Source organism: Castellaniella sp. (genome assembly GCF_049673105.1).
GTDB lineage: Bacteria > Pseudomonadota > Gammaproteobacteria > Burkholderiales > Burkholderiaceae_B > Castellaniella.
Genome location: NZ_JBATXG010000024.1, coordinates 33,030 through 47,053 on the forward strand (window position 1 = coordinate 33,030; position 14,024 = coordinate 47,053).

Genomic DNA, 14,024 nt, shown 5'->3' on the forward strand with positions numbered 1-14,024 from the left:
ACTCATCCAATGACGATCGATCCGCCGGGCGGGCGCTATCGATCAGGAACCATGATCAGGCGGCATCGCCTTGTTTGCCGGCCTTGCGGCGCGGCGCCAACACCATGACCATCTGCCGACCTTCCAGCTTGGGCATCGCTTCGACCTGGATCAGTTCACCCAGATCGTCACGCACCCGTTCCAGCACCCGCATACCGAGTTCCTGGTGAGCCATTTCGCGACCGCGGAAACGCAATGTGACCTTGGCCTTGTCGCCGTCCTCGATGAAGCGGCGCAGATTGCGCAGTTTCACCTGATAATCGCCTTCGTCGGTACCCGGTCGGAATTTGACTTCCTTGACCTGGATGATCTTCTGGCGGGCGCGGGCCTCGGCCTGGCGCTTTTGTTCCTGATATTTGAACTTGCCGTAGTCCATCAGCCGGCAAACGGGAGGATCCGCCGTCGGCGAGATCTCGACCAGATCAACGTCGTTCTGTTCAGCAAGGGACAGGGCCTCGGCAGTGCGCACGATGCCTAACTGTTCACCGTCCACGCCCAGCAGGCGGACTTCATGGATACGGATTTCACCGTTGATACGGTGTTTCTTTTCGGTTGCGATGTCTAAGACTCCAGTGAGTTGATAAAACGAAGGCATCAGGCCTGGCCTGAATCGCCTCCTGGGTGGCGGGTTTCAATGTCCTGCTGCAGGCGAGCGGCGAAATCGGCGACCGGCATGGTGCCCAGATCGAGTTTCCCCCGCCCCCGCACGGCCACGGCGCCGGATTCGCGTTCCTTATCGCCCACGACCAGAATATACGGAATTTTCTGCAAGCTGTGTTCGCGGATTTTACGGGTGATTTTTTCGCCACGCAAATCGGACTGAACTCTAAACCCTTGTTTAACAAGGGTTTTAGCGACCTGATCCGCATAATCGGCGGAACTGTCGGAAATACAGCAGACCACGGCATGCTGGGGCGCCAGCCAGGCGGGCAGCGCGCCGGCGTGGTTTTCGATCAGCATCCCGATGAAGCGTTCCAGCGAACCCAGAATGGCGCGATGCAGCATGACAGGGGTGCGACGCTGATCCTGGGCATCGACGTATTCGGCCCCCAGACGCGCCGGCATGGAAAAGTCGACCTGAATCGTGCCGCACTGCCAATGACGACCGATGGCGTCCTTCAGAGTGTATTCGATCTTGGGGCCGTAAAATGCGCCCTCGCCTTCGGAGACTTCGTAGGTGCAGTGCGACAGATCCAGGCTGTCCATCAGCGCCTTTTCAGCCTTGTCCCAGACGTCGTCGGCGCCGATGCGCTTTTCGGGGCGAGTCGCGACTTTATAGAGGATTTCCGTGAAACCGAAGTCGGCATAGACTTTTTGCAACAGGCGGGTGAATGCCGCGCATTCTTCCTGTAGCTGGTCTTCGGTGCAGAAGATATGGCCATCGTCCTGGGTAAAGCCGCGCACACGCATCATGCCATGCAGAGAACCGGACGGTTCGTTGCGATGGCACTGACCGAATTCACCGTAGCGCAGCGGCAGTTCGCGGTAGGAATGCAGGCCGGCATTGAAGATTTGCACGTGGCCGGGGCAATTCATGGGCTTGAGGCCGTACACGCGGTTTTCGGATTCCGTCGTGAACATGTTTTCCTGGTAGTTGTCCCAGTGGCCGGTCTTTTTCCACAGAGACAGGTCCAGAATCTGCGGGGCCTTGACTTCCTGGTAGCCGTTGTCCCGGTAGACCTGGCGCATATATTGTTCCACCTGCTGCCAGACGGTCCAGCCCTTGGGGTGCCAGAAGATCAGGCCGGGGGCTTCGTCCTGGAAGTGAAACAGGTCCAGTTCGCGACCGATGCGGCGGTGATCGCGCAATTCGGCTTGTTCCAGCATGTGCAGGTAAGCATCCTGGTCAGCCTGGCGCGCCCACGCGGTACCGTAAATGCGCTGCAGCATTTCATTTTTGCTGTCGCCACGCCAGTAGGCGCCCGCGACCTTCATCAGTTTGAAGACTTTCAGGCGACCGGTGGACGGCACGTGCGGCCCCCGGCACAGGTCGATGAAGTCGCCTTCGCGGTACAGGCTGATCTTTTCATTGCTGGGAATGGACGCGATGATCTCGGCCTTATAGGCCTCGCCGATGCCGTGGAAGAATTTCACGGCTTCGTCACGATCCCATTCTTCGCGCACGACGATTTCGTCGCGCTTGGCCAGTTCGGCCATTTTCTTTTCGATGGCCTGCAGGTCTTCGGGGGTGAAGGGCCGTTTATACGAAAAATCGTAATAGAAGCCGTTGTCGATCACCGGGCCGATCGTGACCTGGGCATCGGGAAACAGGGATTTCACGGCATAGGCCAGCAGGTGCGCGGTGGAATGCCGGAGCAGGTCCAGGCCTTCGGGGTCTTTGTCCGTGATGATGCTAAGCGCGGCATCCCGGTCGATGACATGGCTGGTGTCAACCAGGCGGGCGTCTTGGCCGTCCACCGTGATTTTGCCCCCCAAGGCGGCCTTGCCTAACCCGGTCCCGATCGACTGCGCGACGTCGCCCACGGAAACAGGATGATCGAACTCACGTTGTGAGCCGTCTGGCAAGGTGATGCAAACCATGAATGTATGTCCCGAAAATACAAAACGCGGCCTGCGCCGCGTCGGTAAAAGTCTAGATTAGCCATGCAGGAAGGATATGCCTACAGTTTAGCAACCGGGCCGTCAACAATCAATTTATCTGACACCTAAATAGAGACAATCTGCCGCAGAACCGGCCAAATCAGGACAAAAACATCACATCTGAATGAATCACGGCATTCTCCCCCGCCCCGCCTCACATTCGGCAGAGGATCATTTGACAGGCAGGAAAATCACCCATACAATCACGTTCTTTCTTCAGGCGGTTAGCTCAGTTGGTTAGAGCGCTACGTTGACATCGTAGAGGTCGCTGGTTCGAATCCAGTACTGCCTACCAGAATTCTTGCCCGACTTGCCAAAGGGCAGGCAAAACAGCCGCAAAACCTCAGGTTTTGCGGCTGTTTTGTTTCCAGCGCTTTGAAAACCCTACATCAAGGCCAGCAGCGACCGCGCCCAGCGCCGGGCCGGCAGGCCGGTGCCGGATTCGACTTGTTCCGCCCGGCCAAGCAGATCCGCCGCCGATCCATCCAGCGCGTGACCTTTAAAGGCCAGCGCCACGGTATTGCCCTCGTCGATTTCCGGCAGACACAGCACCCGGCCATTGAAGGCAGCGCGGATGCGTTCCAGATTGCGTCCAAAGCTGTCATGATTGCCGAACAGATTGACCGCCATGACGCCTGGTTCATCCAGGATCCTGTAGCAGTCCCGATAAAAAGACGCCTCGTCGCACACCGGCCCCTGGGCTTCGCTGTCGTACAGATCCACCATCAGGGCGCGATAGCGACCCGCCCGCCCAGGTTCGGCAGCCCAATCGCGCGCATCGGCATGCTCGATCACGGATCGCGCGCTGCCCGGCAGGCGAAAGAAAGCCTGGCACATCGCAGTGACGCCGGGATTGCGCTCGACCGTTTCCACCCGGGATCTGGTGTGGCGCAGGCTGAAACGCAGCAACGACCCCGCCCCCAGCCCCAGGATTCCCAAGGTATCGCGCCCACCGGGCTGCACGAACAGCAGCCAGGCCATCATCTGCTGCGTATAGGACAGCACCAGCTCGGACGGCCGGGCCACGCGCATGGCGCCCTGAACCCATTCGGAATTGAAATGCAGGTAACGCACCCCGTCCAGCTCGGACAGGGTGGGCAGATCGGCGTCGATGGCAGCCTGTCGCGCCGCCGCGTCGTGACGAACTCGTGTCATGAAAAACCGGATGCCTTACAAGCGCTCGAAAATGGCGGCGATTCCTTGCCCACCACCGATGCACATGGTGACCAAGGCATGGCGGCCCTGGATACGTTCCAGCTCATGCAAGGCTTTGACGGTGATCAGGGCGCCCGTGGCGCCGATGGGGTGACCCAAACTGATGCCGCTGCCGTTGGGGTTGACCTTGGCCGGATCAAAATCCAGTTCCCGCGCCACCGCGCAGGCCTGGGCGGCAAAGGCTTCGTTGGCCTCGATGACGTCGATCTGGTCCAAAGTCAGGCCTGCGCGCTGCAAAGCCTGGCGGGTCGCCGGCACCGGACCGATGCCCATGTACTGGGGATCCACCCCGGCATGACCGTAGGACACCAGCCGCGCCATCGGCTTCAGGCCCCGGGCCTGGGCCGCGCCAGCCGTCATCAACAGCACGGCAGCGGCGCCGTCGTTCAGACCGGACGCATTGCCGGCGGTCACCGTGCCGTTTTCCTTGGCGAAAACGGGCTTGAGCTTGCTGAAGCTATCGGCGGTGACATCGAAGCGCACATGTTCGTCCCGATCGAAAACGACATCGCCCTTGCGCGTCTTTTGCACCACCGGCACGATCTGCGACTTGAAATGGCCCTGCTCGATGGCATGCGCGGCGCGGCGATGGGATTCCAGCGCCAGCGCGTCTTGATCCTCGCGGCTGATGCCGTATTTCTGGGCTACGTTTTCAGCCGTCACCCCCATGTGATACTTTTCAAACGGGCAGGACAAGGCGCCCGTCATCATGTCCACCAGACGCGCATCCCCCATGCGCGAACCCCAGCGCTGACCGGCAGCAACGTAGGGTGCGCGGCTCATGCTCTCGGCGCCAGCGCCGATCGCGACTTCCGCGTCGCCCAGCATCAGCGTCTGAGCCGCCGATACGATGGCCTGCAGCCCCGACCCGCACAAGCGATTGACGTTAAAGGCCGGCACACCCTGTGGAAGCCCCGCATTCAGAGCGGCCACCCGCGACAGGTACATGTCGCGCGGTTCGGTATTGATCACATGGCCGAATACCACGTGGCCCACGTCGGCAGCGGCCACGCCGGCGCGTTCCAGCACTTGGCTGACCACCAGCGTACCCAGTTCGCAGGGGGCTACGTCCTTCAGCCCGCCACCGAAATCCCCCACCGCGGTGCGGCATGCCTGTACGACAACGATATCCTGCATGATGATGTCTCCATGAGAAATGCTGCATCGCAGCACATAAATCTAAAAGCATAGTAGCGCACTGCGCCGGTTTCAGGCAGGCCCGCGCAGCGGGCCTGCCTGAATGAGCGCCGGCGTCAAGCGACGCGGCCCACCAGAAGGTGGGCCGCCAAAAACACAGGGATGGTTCGCTGCGCCCCTAACGACGCGACAAGGCCTTGCGCAGGGCCTCGGCCAGTTCTTCTGCGGAAAATTTCGCCACATAACCATCGGCCCCGACACTGCGCACATGCGCTTCGTTGGCCGACCCCGACAAAGACGAATGGATCACCACCGGCAGCGCGCGCAAACGAGTGTCCTGTTTGATGTTGCGCGTCAGGGTGAAGCCGTCCATTTCAGGCATTTCCAGATCGGTCAGCATCAGGGCGACCTTGTCCAGGATGGTTTTTCCCTCGGCTTCCGCGGCGGCTTTCAGGACATTCAGCCGATCCCAGGCCTCGCGCCCCGATTTGACCATTTCATAGGGCACCTGCATGGCTTTCAGCGCCTGTTCCAGGAGTGAGCGCGCCACAAAGGAATCATCCGCCACCAACACCACCGACCCCGGTCGCAGCGTGAGCTTCTCGCCAACGTCTTTTTCTTCGACTTGATGGCGGTCTTTTTCGGGCGTGACCATCTGCAAGATGGCCTCGACGTCCAGCACCTGGGCCAGGCGCACCTCGTCCGCAGCATCGCCGGCGGCGCCTTCCAGTCGCGCCATGCTGCTGACCAGGCTTTGGGAAGTACCGCTGGATTCTGCGGAAATCACATCGTTCCAATCCAGACGCACGATGTCATCGACCGATTCCACGGTAAAGGCCTGCGTCGTACGGCCAAATTCGGTGACGAGCATCAAGGTCGGCGCCGTCGGCAGCGTGCAGCCGATAATGGCCGGCAGGTCGAATACCGGAATCACCTGATCGCGCAGCTGCACCACGCCCAGGGAATATTTCGGCGCTCCCGCCACGGCGGTGACCGTGGGCATGGTGACAATTTCACGCACCTTGAGCACATTGATGCCGTACAGTTCGGACTTGCCGGATTCCGTGTTGGCGCCCAGACGAAAGAGCAAAAGTTCGAACCGGTTGGTGCCTGTCAGGTTGGCACGGTCATCCACGGCATGTTGGCTGGGGCTCATGAGAACCTCTTCCTATCAATAGGCTAAAAAGAGCAGTTTAAAGGAAAGCCAACCAGGGCAATCGGGACAATACGCCAGTACCCTGCAGCCTATTCCGAACCAAACCGCCAGGCGCCGCTTGCCTGCCTGCTCTTCCATCCCGTAAAGTCCAGACTCTGACCGGAAAGGAAAAGCACATGGACACGTCCCGCATCGATAAACACGCACTGGCGCCCACCGGGGTGCTGCGCGCCGCCATCAATACCGGCAACCCGATTCTGGCGGGCCTGGACCCGGCCACAGGGCAAGCGCAAGGCGTCTCCATCGACATTTCCCGCCGTCTGGCCGAGCTGCTGGGGCTGGAGCTGCAACTGGTGATCTATGACACGGCAGGGAAATCCGTGGCGGGCGTCACACAAGGCGAAGCGGATGTCGGCTTTTTCGCCATTGACCCCACCCGGGGGGAGCAGATCGCTTTCACCACGCCGTACGTCCTCATCGAAGGCAGCTACCTGGTGCGCCAGGATTCCCCGCTGACGAATAACGCTGAAGTCGATCAAGACGGCCGCACCGTCGTCGTGGGCAAGGCCAGCGCCTACGACCTGTTTCTGTCGCGCGAACTGAAGCATGCCACCATCGCCCGGGCGCCCTCCTCGCCCGCCGTGGTGAGCACCTTCCTGGAGACCGGGGCCGACGTCGCCGCCGGCGTACGGCAGCAGCTGGAAGCCGATGCGCAGACATTCGGCGGGCTGCGCCTGCTGGACGGGCACTTCATGGTGATCCGTCAGGCGATGGGCGTCGCGCGCAGCCGCGACGCGCAGCAGGCGGCATTCCTGACGGATTTTCTGGAAGACGCCAAGGCGTCCGGGTTCGTCGCCCAGGCCCTGACCCGCCACGGCATCCAGGGGGCGGCTGTCGCCCCGGCTGCCTGATGTTCCTGCCTTCGTTGGCAGGCTAGTCGATCCAGATTCCGTACATGCTGGCATTCGCAATATTCGTCGCCACGCTGGCGCTGGTGATCTGGCAGCCTCGCGGGTTGGGCATCGGCTGGAGCGCGCTGGCCGGCGCCGGCGTCGCCCTGCTGACCGGCGTGGTGCACTGGACTGACATTGCCACGGTCTGGCAGATCGTCTGGGATGCGACGTTCACGTTCGTCGCTCTGATCATCATTTCGCTGGTCCTGGACGAGGCGGGCTTTTTTTCCTGGGCGGCCCTGCACGTCGCGCGCTGGGGCAAGGGTTGCGGACACAGGCTGTTTTTCCTGATCCTGGCGCTGGGCGCCGCGATGTCGGCCTTTTTCGCCAACGACGGCGCGGCGCTGCTGCTGACCCCCATCATGATCGCCATCCTGGCCCGCCTGGATTTTCCCACCAGGACGACGCTGGCCTTTCTGATCGCCACGGGTTTTGTGGCCGACACCACCAGCCTGCCGCTGATCATCTCCAATCTGGTCAACATCGTCAGCGCCAATTATTTCCAGATCAGTTTCGGCCACTACGCCTTGGTGATGGCACCCGTGAACCTGGTCTCGCTGGCCGCGACGCTGATCGTGCTGTGGCTGATGTTTCGCCGGCATATCCCCACTCGATACCCGATTGCAGGGCTGCAAGACCCGGCCAGCGCGATCCGCGACCACGGTGTCTTTCGCGCCGCCTTTCCCTTGCTGGCGATCCTGCTGCTGGCTTATTTCGCCACCGCCCCATTCGGCGTCCCCGTCTCGCTGGTGACCGGCGCTGCCGCCCTCTTGCTGACGGCGCTGGCGGGCCGCTGGTGGCGGGCAGGACGCGGCGCCGTCATCCCCGTCGCCGCGACCCTGCGCCACGCACCCTGGCAGATCGTGCTGTTTTCCATCGGCATGTATCTGGTGGTCTACGGCCTGGGCAAGGCCGGCCTGACCGACGCCGGCGCCCACGCGCTGCAATGGCTGGCGCGACAAGGAGACCTCATCGCCACGATCGGCGCCGGATTCCTGGCGGCGCTGATCGCCTCGGTGATGAACAATCTGCCGTCGACGCTATTGGGCGCCCTGGCGATCGAACAGGCGCATCTGCCGGCAGGCACCCAGGAATTGATGGTCTATGCCAACGTGATCGGCAACGACCTGGGGCCGAAGCTCACCCCTATCGGCAGCCTGGCGACTCTGCTCTGGCTGCACGTGCTGGCCCGGAAAGGCTACCGGATCAGTTGGGGGCAATACATGAAGATCGGCTTGCTGATCACCCCGCCCGTCTTGCTGGCGACCCTGGTCGCGCTGGTCGGCTGGAAACAGGTGCTGCCGGTTCTCAACTGAACCGGCAGATCCGTGCTATTCCGTCAGGATCGACCAATCGCCCTGCCCGCTGGTCTGATCGACATAGAGCGCCTCGATGCCCGCCGCATCGGCCTTGGCCATCACCAGATCCCAGATGACGCCGCGCGCATCGAACTGCGCCGCATCGACGCGCGCGCCGGCGGCCAGCAGGCGCGCCTGGACGCGGTCCATATCGGGATAGGGGCAGGTGCAGCGCACACGGCATTCTTCGCGCAAGACGGCCTTTTCAGCCAGCCGCAGGCATTCGGCGGCAACACCGCCATACGCCCGCACCAGCCCGCCGGTGCCTAGTTTGATGCCGCCGAACCAGCGGATCACCAGCACCGCCACGCGATCGCATGCTTGCGACTGAATGGCCTGCAAAATGGGCCGCCCGGCAGTGCCGCCGGGTTCGCCATCGTCATTGAATCGGTACTGGTCCCCAATCTGCCAGGCCCAGCAATTATGCGTGGCCTGAGCATCCCGCTGCGCATCCAGGAACGCCAGCGCCGATTGCGGAGAATCGACGGGCGCGGCCAAGGCCAGAAACCGGCTCTTGCGGATGTCGGCTTCGTGGCTGGCGGAGCCGGTCAGCACATAGGACATCGTGGCCCGACGAGCGTCAGACCTCGATGCCCTGCGAGGCCAGATATTCCTCGTAGGTACCCGGATAGTCGTTCAGGCGACCATCGGGCAGGATCTCGATCACGCGGGTGGCCACGCCGGACACGAACTGCCGGTCGTGCGACACGAACACCAAAGTGCCCTGATACTGTTCCATCGCATACTGCAGCGATTCGATGGATTCCATGTCCAGGTGGTTGGTGGGTTCGTCCATCAGCATGACGTTGTGCCGGCCCAGCATCAGGCGGCCAAAGCTCATGCGGTTTTTTTCACCCCCGGACAGCACCCGGACGGCTTTGGTGATCTCGTCGCCCGAAAACAGCAGGCGGCCCAATACGGAACGGATGGACTGGTCCTCGTCGCCCGGTTGACGATAATCGGTCAACCAGTCAAACAGGTCGCGGTCGGAATCGAACTGATCGGACACGTCCTGCGCCATATAGCCGATATCCGCGTTTTCAGACCAGCGCACATGCCCGTCGTCCGGCGCCAGATTGCCCGCCAGCAGACGCAGCAGCGTGGTCTTGCCGACCCCGTTGGCGCCGATGATGGCGACCTTCTGGCCGGCCTCGATCATGGTGCTCAGGCCTTTGATGATGGGGCGGTCGTAGGCTTTGGACAGGTCTTCGATATGGGCGGCCTGGCGGTGCAGGACCTTGTTGACCTCGAAGCGGATGTAGGGATTCTGGCGCGAGGACGGCTTGACCTGCACGGTCTCGGACTTGATGCGGTCGATCTGCTTCAGGCGCGACGTGGCCTGGCGGGATTTGGATTTGTTGGCGGCGAAACGGCGCACGAAATCCTGCAATTCGACGACGCGATCCTTGGCCCGGGCATTGGCGGCCACCTGACGCTCGCGCGCCTGGGTCGAAGCCAGCATGTATTCGTCGTAATTGCCCGGATAGACGCGCAATTCGCCATAATCCAGATCCGCCATATGAGTGCAGACCTGGTTCAGGAAGTGGCGGTCGTGGCTGATGATGATCATGGTGCTGTCGTAGCCGTTCAGCACGTTTTCCAGCCAGCGGATGGTGTTGATGTCCAGGTTGTTGGTGGGCTCGTCCAGCAACAGCACGTCGGGGTTGGAGAACAGGGCCTGAGCCAGCAGCACGCGCAGTTTCCAGCCAGGAGCGATTTCGCTCATGGCCAGCTGATGCTGCTCGACGGGAATTTCCAGACCCAGCAGCAGTTCCCCCGCCCGCGCTTCAGCCGTGTAACCGTCGTATTCAGCGAATTTGCCTTCCAGTTCGGCGGCCCGCATGTAATCGTCTTCGCTGGCATCCGGATTGGCATAGATCGCATCGCGTTCGGCCATGGCCTGCCACATTTCTACGTGCCCCATCATGACGACGTCCAGCACGCGCACTTCTTCGAAGGCGAATTGGTCCTGGCGCAATTTCCCCAGGCGCACGCCAGGGTCCAGCGCGACGTTGCCGGCAGACGCTTCCAGATCGCCGCCGATGATCTTCATCAGCGTGGATTTGCCCGAGCCGTTGGCGCCGATCAGGCCATAACGGTTGCCGTCGCCGAATTTGACGCTGACGTTCTCGAACAGGGGTTTGGAACCGAACTGAATGGTGAGATTATTGGTGGAGATCACGGTGGATGGCTTGGAAAATAAGAATCAAGATAACCTGGCATTCTAACTGACGATTCTACAGACCCCAGCACAAACCGCAGCCAAGGCTGGAATCCTGAAACATTTCGGCTTCATCTTGCATCTATTGTGCAAGAACGCGGCGCCGAGCAGTGTGCCGCTCAATAAACCCGACTCAGGAGATTTCACATGCTGACTGCCGCCCTTATCATTTTCGCCATTGCCGCTCTGGGCGGCCTGGTGCTTGCCGCGCACGTGCTGCGCAACAAATTCGCTCCCTGGGCCCTATCAGCGCTGCACGCGCTGCTGGGCGCCATCGGCCTGATCCTGTTGATCATCATGCTGGTGCAGGGCAACACCGCCCAACAGGTTCTCGCAGGTTTCGTCATTTTGCTGATCGCCGCCCTGGGCGGGTTTTTCCTGGCGTCCTTCCACCTGCGCAAACAGCTGCCGCCGAAAGCCGTTGTCATCCTGCACGCCGCGCTGGCCGTCATCGGTTTCCTGACCTTGTTCAGCCTGGTGCTGTAACGCCATGCGCCATCCTCTGCACCCCGCCCTGGTCCACTTCCCTGTGGCCTGTTGGTCGCTGGCCGTCGTCAGCGATCTGGCCAGCCTGTGGGTGGGCGAAGCCGCCTGGCGTTGGTCGGCAGGCCTGCTGGCGATCGGCTGCGTCACGGCGCTGGCCGCCATGCTGGCCGGTCTCATGGAGCTTGCCCGCATACCCGATGGTCCCGCGCTGCGCGACACCTACTGGCACATGGGCATCATGCTGGCCGCGTTCGCCCTGTTCACCGCTCGCTTGCTGACCGGGCTGGATCAATTGCAGCCGCTGGCGCCGGGATGGCCGGCGCTGCTGCTGGACGTGGCCGGCTTCATCGCACTGGCCATCGGCGGGTGGCTCGGAGGCCGCCTGGTGTACGGCCACGGCATCGGACGCTAACTACAAGGCCTGGCTGCGATCAGTGCTCGTGTTCCTGCAGCACCAGATGCGCCATGCCATCTTCGGTCGCGATGCCGACGCGGGCGCCCACCGGCAAAGTAGCTTTGACTTTGACATGCCCGTATGGCAGACCGGTGATGACGGGGACCTTGACCGTGGCGCGCAGCCAGCGCACGACGGAATGCATGTCGTAGCCCTGGTCGTGCGGTGCAAGGCGATAGTCCGTGAACTGGCCCAGCACGATGGCGCGCTGCTTTTCCAACACGCCGGCGTGCCAAAGCTGGGTCAACATGCGCTCGATGCGATAAGGGTGTTCGCCGACGTCTTCCAGGAACAGGATGCCGCCTTGAATGTCCGGCAGATAAGGCGTGCCGATCAGAGAGGCCACCATGGCCAGATTACCGCCCCACAGGATGCCGCGCGCATCCACCGGATCAGCGTCCGGAGATTCGAAACTGAGAATTTCCAGTTCACCTGACAGGGTCTCCTGGAACAGAGCCTGGGTCAGATCGTCCACTTTCTTGCCGCCAAAGTCGAAGATCGCCGTCGGACCGGCCAGGCTGACCGCGCCGGTGCGCGCCAGCAAGGCCAGGCTGAAGGCGGTGAAATCGCTCTGGCCGATGAAGGTCTTGCCGCTGTCCGCCACGGCTTGCCAGTCGATGTACGGCAGCAGACGGCTCAGGCCATAGCCGCCCCGGGTCGCCATGACGACCGGATGCTTCTGCTTCAGGGCGCGCTGGATGGAAGCCAGACGCTGGTTGTCAGTGCCAGCGAAGCGTTCGTGTACAGCCAGGGCCGTGCGGTCGACTGCAACGCGAAAGCCCATGGCGCGCAGCCGCTCCATGGCCAGATCCAGCATGGCGGGATCGGCGACGGCGCCGGAGGGCGAGAACAGATAAATACCCGAAGGTTGTTCGTGCACGTGATGTTCGCCACAATCGGGATCGCCACAGACCAGGTGCGTGTGTTCGCTAGCAATGACCGGACTGGACGCCGGCTGGGCGGGCGCTGGTTTCTGTTTGGGCATATCAGAATGATCCTGGGAAGGAGAAGAAGGGATCGCGCGGGCAGCTTTGCGCCGAACGCGAAAGAATTCACGCAGCAATTCACCGCAGGCATCGGCCTGGATACCACCGCGCACGACGGCATGATGGTTCAAGCGCGACTGCTGGCTAAGATCCACGACCCCGCCGCAGGCGCCTGTCTTGGGATCGGCAGCGCCATAGACGATGTCCGCCAGCCGTGCATGAAACATGGCGCCTAGGCACATCGCGCAGGGTTCCAGCGTGACAAACAGCCGCGCGCCGGACAAACGGTAATTATCCAGGCTGCGGGCAGCAGCCCGCAAGGCGACGATTTCAGCATGCGCCGTCGGGTCGCGATCCAGGATGGTGCGGTTATGGCCGATCGCCAGCAGACGGCCTTCCGCGTCCAGCACCACGGCCCCGACCGGGACCTCGCCCAGATCGGCGGCCAAACGGGCCTGCCCCAGGGCCAGAGACATGGCGGCGGCATCATCCAGCAGGGGGCCGACTTCGCCAGGGCCGCCGCTGGCTGCGACGACGGCCACGTCCGACGCGGTTCGAGCAGGATGCCTAGCCACGATAGGTGCGCGCCTTCAGCACGATCTTGGACGCCAGGCTTTCGACGGCGGCCTCCAGCCATTGATAGAGTTCGGCGTCTTCGCCGAAGCGGGCCTGATTCAGATTCGATACCCGACCGTCTTCGATGAACCCCCAGGCGCGGCTGCGCTTTTCCTTGTGGCGCGGGTCCCAGACGCCGAAGGCCACGCCGCCCGAGCGGCGGATCAGGGAAAAGCAGGGAATGTCGGTATAGCCGTCGCCCACGAAAATCATCTGATCGAACGGCACGCGCAGCTTGTCGGCGTCGATTTTGCGATTGACCTCGAAAGGTTGATTGCGCGATCCCGGCCCGATCATGCCCTTCTGGATGTGAAACAGGTAGCGGGTCTTGTCCGTGAAACTGACGATGCGACGCGGAAAATCGATCGCGCCCGCTGCATCATAGTGGAATTCGGATGCCCAGATGTCGGCAAACTGCCCGGCAATCCGGGTGCTGCGCAGCACATCACCAATGCCGCTGGAAATCAGGTAGAACTCCAGCTGCACCGTGGGGTGCGCCTGGCGCAGGCGCACGCGCAGCCGCTCGAACAAGGTTTCCACCCCTTCGTGCAGCGGCAGGCGGCGCCCCCAGTCCTGCAAGCGCTCGCGGGTAATGCGATGCTGCGGATCGGTGCGGGACAGTTCCAGCATGCGGTACAGATAGGCAGGGACCGGGTCCCAGTCGTGTTGGCTTAACAAGGGCCCCACGCTGTCACGCCAGAAAGCGGTGACATCCACCCCCATTTCCTGCAGAAACCCCGAGGTGCTGTCCGGCGCCAAGGTATCGTCGAAATCGAAAACCAGTGCAATCACATCAGCCATGA

Annotated in this window: 13 protein-coding genes, 1 tRNA gene and 1 pseudogene; 5 read left to right on the top strand and 10 right to left on the bottom strand. The window is 62.1% G+C overall.

Translation table 11 applies throughout. From position 1 onward, the window contains the following. Window positions 1-55: 55 nt before the first annotated feature. Together infC and thrS are read right to left on the bottom strand one after the other, a co-directional pair. Window positions 56-634 (bottom strand): translation initiation factor IF-3, encoded by a 579-nt coding sequence (gene infC / locus WBF69_RS09445; RefSeq protein WP_424263512.1) that lies wholly within the window; start codon window positions 632-634, stop codon window positions 56-58. Next, window positions 634-2,580, bottom strand: a complete 1,947-nt coding sequence (gene thrS, locus WBF69_RS09450; RefSeq protein ID WP_424263514.1) for a threonine--tRNA ligase — start codon at window positions 2,578-2,580, stop codon at window positions 634-636. Before thrS ends, infC begins: the two co-directional genes overlap by 1 nt. 278 nt (window positions 2,581-2,858) lie before the next feature. Between thrS and WBF69_RS09455 the strand changes: the two genes are divergently transcribed. Then, window positions 2,859-2,935 (top strand) — tRNA-Val (locus WBF69_RS09455). Window positions 2,936-3,024: 89 nt separating this feature from the next. On the opposite strand, the gene WBF69_RS09460 is transcribed toward WBF69_RS09455, so the two are convergent. The 3 genes from WBF69_RS09460 to WBF69_RS09470 form a co-directional block, all read right to left on the bottom strand. Further along, the gene (locus tag WBF69_RS09460) at window positions 3,025-3,795 is read right to left on the bottom strand and encodes a spermidine synthase (protein ID WP_424263516.1); all 771 of its coding nucleotides are present in this window, start codon (window positions 3,793-3,795) and stop codon (window positions 3,025-3,027) included. A gap of 15 nt (window positions 3,796-3,810) precedes the next feature. Next, the gene (gene bktB, locus WBF69_RS09465) at window positions 3,811-4,992 is read right to left on the bottom strand and encodes a beta-ketothiolase BktB (protein WP_424263518.1); all 1,182 of its coding nucleotides are present in this window, start codon (window positions 4,990-4,992) and stop codon (window positions 3,811-3,813) included. 178 nt (window positions 4,993-5,170) lie between these two features. Further along, complete coding sequence (locus tag WBF69_RS09470) at window positions 5,171-6,148, bottom strand: chemotaxis protein (RefSeq protein WP_424263520.1); 978 nt, start codon at window positions 6,146-6,148, stop codon at window positions 5,171-5,173. A gap of 176 nt (window positions 6,149-6,324) precedes the next feature. On the opposite strand from WBF69_RS09470, the gene WBF69_RS09475 reads away from it, so the two are divergent. Then, the gene (locus WBF69_RS09475; protein ID WP_424263522.1) at window positions 6,325-7,059 is read left to right on the top strand and encodes an ABC transporter substrate-binding protein; all 735 of its coding nucleotides are present in this window, start codon (window positions 6,325-6,327) and stop codon (window positions 7,057-7,059) included. Window positions 7,060-7,103: 44 nt separating this feature from the next. Beyond that, window positions 7,104-8,417 carry an arsenic transporter gene (locus WBF69_RS09480; RefSeq protein WP_424263524.1) on the top strand — a complete coding sequence of 438 codons (1,314 nt, stop codon included), beginning with the start codon at window positions 7,104-7,106 and terminating at the stop codon, window positions 8,415-8,417. A gap of 15 nt (window positions 8,418-8,432) precedes the next feature. Here WBF69_RS09480 and WBF69_RS09485 read toward each other — a convergent pair whose 3' ends face one another. Beyond that, a complete protein-coding gene (locus tag WBF69_RS09485) occupies window positions 8,433-9,023 on the bottom strand; it encodes an IMPACT family protein (protein WP_424263526.1) in 591 nt (196 codons plus the stop codon). Window positions 9,024-9,039: 16 nt separating this feature from the next. Continuing rightward, complete coding sequence (locus WBF69_RS09490; protein WP_424263528.1) at window positions 9,040-10,641, bottom strand: ABC-F family ATPase; 1,602 nt, start codon at window positions 10,639-10,641, stop codon at window positions 9,040-9,042. Window positions 10,642-10,827: 186 nt separating this feature from the next. Between WBF69_RS09490 and WBF69_RS09495 the strand changes: the two genes are divergently transcribed. Together WBF69_RS09495 and WBF69_RS09500 are read left to right on the top strand one after the other, a co-directional pair. Beyond that, a complete protein-coding gene (locus tag WBF69_RS09495) occupies window positions 10,828-11,166 on the top strand; it encodes a hypothetical protein (RefSeq protein WP_424263530.1) in 339 nt (112 codons plus the stop codon). Between the two features lie 4 nt (window positions 11,167-11,170). Then, the gene (locus WBF69_RS09500; RefSeq protein WP_424263532.1) at window positions 11,171-11,578 is read left to right on the top strand and encodes a DUF2231 domain-containing protein; all 408 of its coding nucleotides are present in this window, start codon (window positions 11,171-11,173) and stop codon (window positions 11,576-11,578) included. Between the two features lie 19 nt (window positions 11,579-11,597). Here the strand turns inward: WBF69_RS09500 and WBF69_RS09505 are convergent, their stop codons facing one another. The 3 genes and pseudogenes from WBF69_RS09505 to WBF69_RS09515 form a co-directional block, all read right to left on the bottom strand. Next, complete coding sequence (locus WBF69_RS09505) at window positions 11,598-12,605, bottom strand: LD-carboxypeptidase (RefSeq protein ID WP_424263594.1); 1,008 nt, start codon at window positions 12,603-12,605, stop codon at window positions 11,598-11,600. A gap of 42 nt (window positions 12,606-12,647) precedes the next feature. Continuing rightward, a pseudogene (gene tadA, locus WBF69_RS09510) lies at window positions 12,648-13,181 on the bottom strand (tRNA adenosine(34) deaminase TadA); the annotation flags it as partial. After that, window positions 13,174-14,022, bottom strand: a complete 849-nt coding sequence (locus tag WBF69_RS09515; RefSeq protein ID WP_424263534.1) for an HAD family hydrolase — start codon at window positions 14,020-14,022, stop codon at window positions 13,174-13,176. The pseudogene tadA and the gene WBF69_RS09515, both read right to left, overlap by 8 nt. Window positions 14,023-14,024 lie beyond the last annotated feature (2 nt).

What these genes read in the sequence shown, in the direction of transcription:
- infC (WP_424263512.1), bottom strand. Translation starts at nt 634, where the DNA reads ATGCCTTCGTTTTATCAACTCACTGGAGTCTTAGACATCGCAACCGAA.
- WBF69_RS09515 (WP_424263534.1), bottom strand. Translation starts at nt 14,022, where the DNA reads ATGGCTGATGTGATTGCACTGGTTTTCGATTTCGACGATACCTTGGCG.
- WBF69_RS09505 (WP_424263594.1), bottom strand. Translation starts at nt 12,605, where the DNA reads ATGCCCAAACAGAAACCAGCGCCCGCCCAGCCGGCGTCCAGTCCGGTC.
- WBF69_RS09470 (WP_424263520.1), bottom strand. Translation starts at nt 6,148, where the DNA reads ATGAGCCCCAGCCAACATGCCGTGGATGACCGTGCCAACCTGACAGGC.
- WBF69_RS09500 (WP_424263532.1), top strand. Translation starts at nt 11,171, where the DNA reads ATGCGCCATCCTCTGCACCCCGCCCTGGTCCACTTCCCTGTGGCCTGT.
- bktB (WP_424263518.1), bottom strand. Translation starts at nt 4,992, where the DNA reads ATGCAGGATATCGTTGTCGTACAGGCATGCCGCACCGCGGTGGGGGAT.
- thrS (WP_424263514.1), bottom strand. Translation starts at nt 2,580, where the DNA reads ATGGTTTGCATCACCTTGCCAGACGGCTCACAACGTGAGTTCGATCAT.
- WBF69_RS09475 (WP_424263522.1), top strand. Translation starts at nt 6,325, where the DNA reads ATGGACACGTCCCGCATCGATAAACACGCACTGGCGCCCACCGGGGTG.
- WBF69_RS09460 (WP_424263516.1), bottom strand. Translation starts at nt 3,795, where the DNA reads ATGACACGAGTTCGTCACGACGCGGCGGCGCGACAGGCTGCCATCGAC.
- WBF69_RS09495 (WP_424263530.1), top strand. Translation starts at nt 10,828, where the DNA reads ATGCTGACTGCCGCCCTTATCATTTTCGCCATTGCCGCTCTGGGCGGC.
- WBF69_RS09485 (WP_424263526.1), bottom strand. Translation starts at nt 9,023, where the DNA reads ATGTCCTATGTGCTGACCGGCTCCGCCAGCCACGAAGCCGACATCCGC.
- WBF69_RS09480 (WP_424263524.1), top strand. Translation starts at nt 7,104, where the DNA reads ATGCTGGCATTCGCAATATTCGTCGCCACGCTGGCGCTGGTGATCTGG.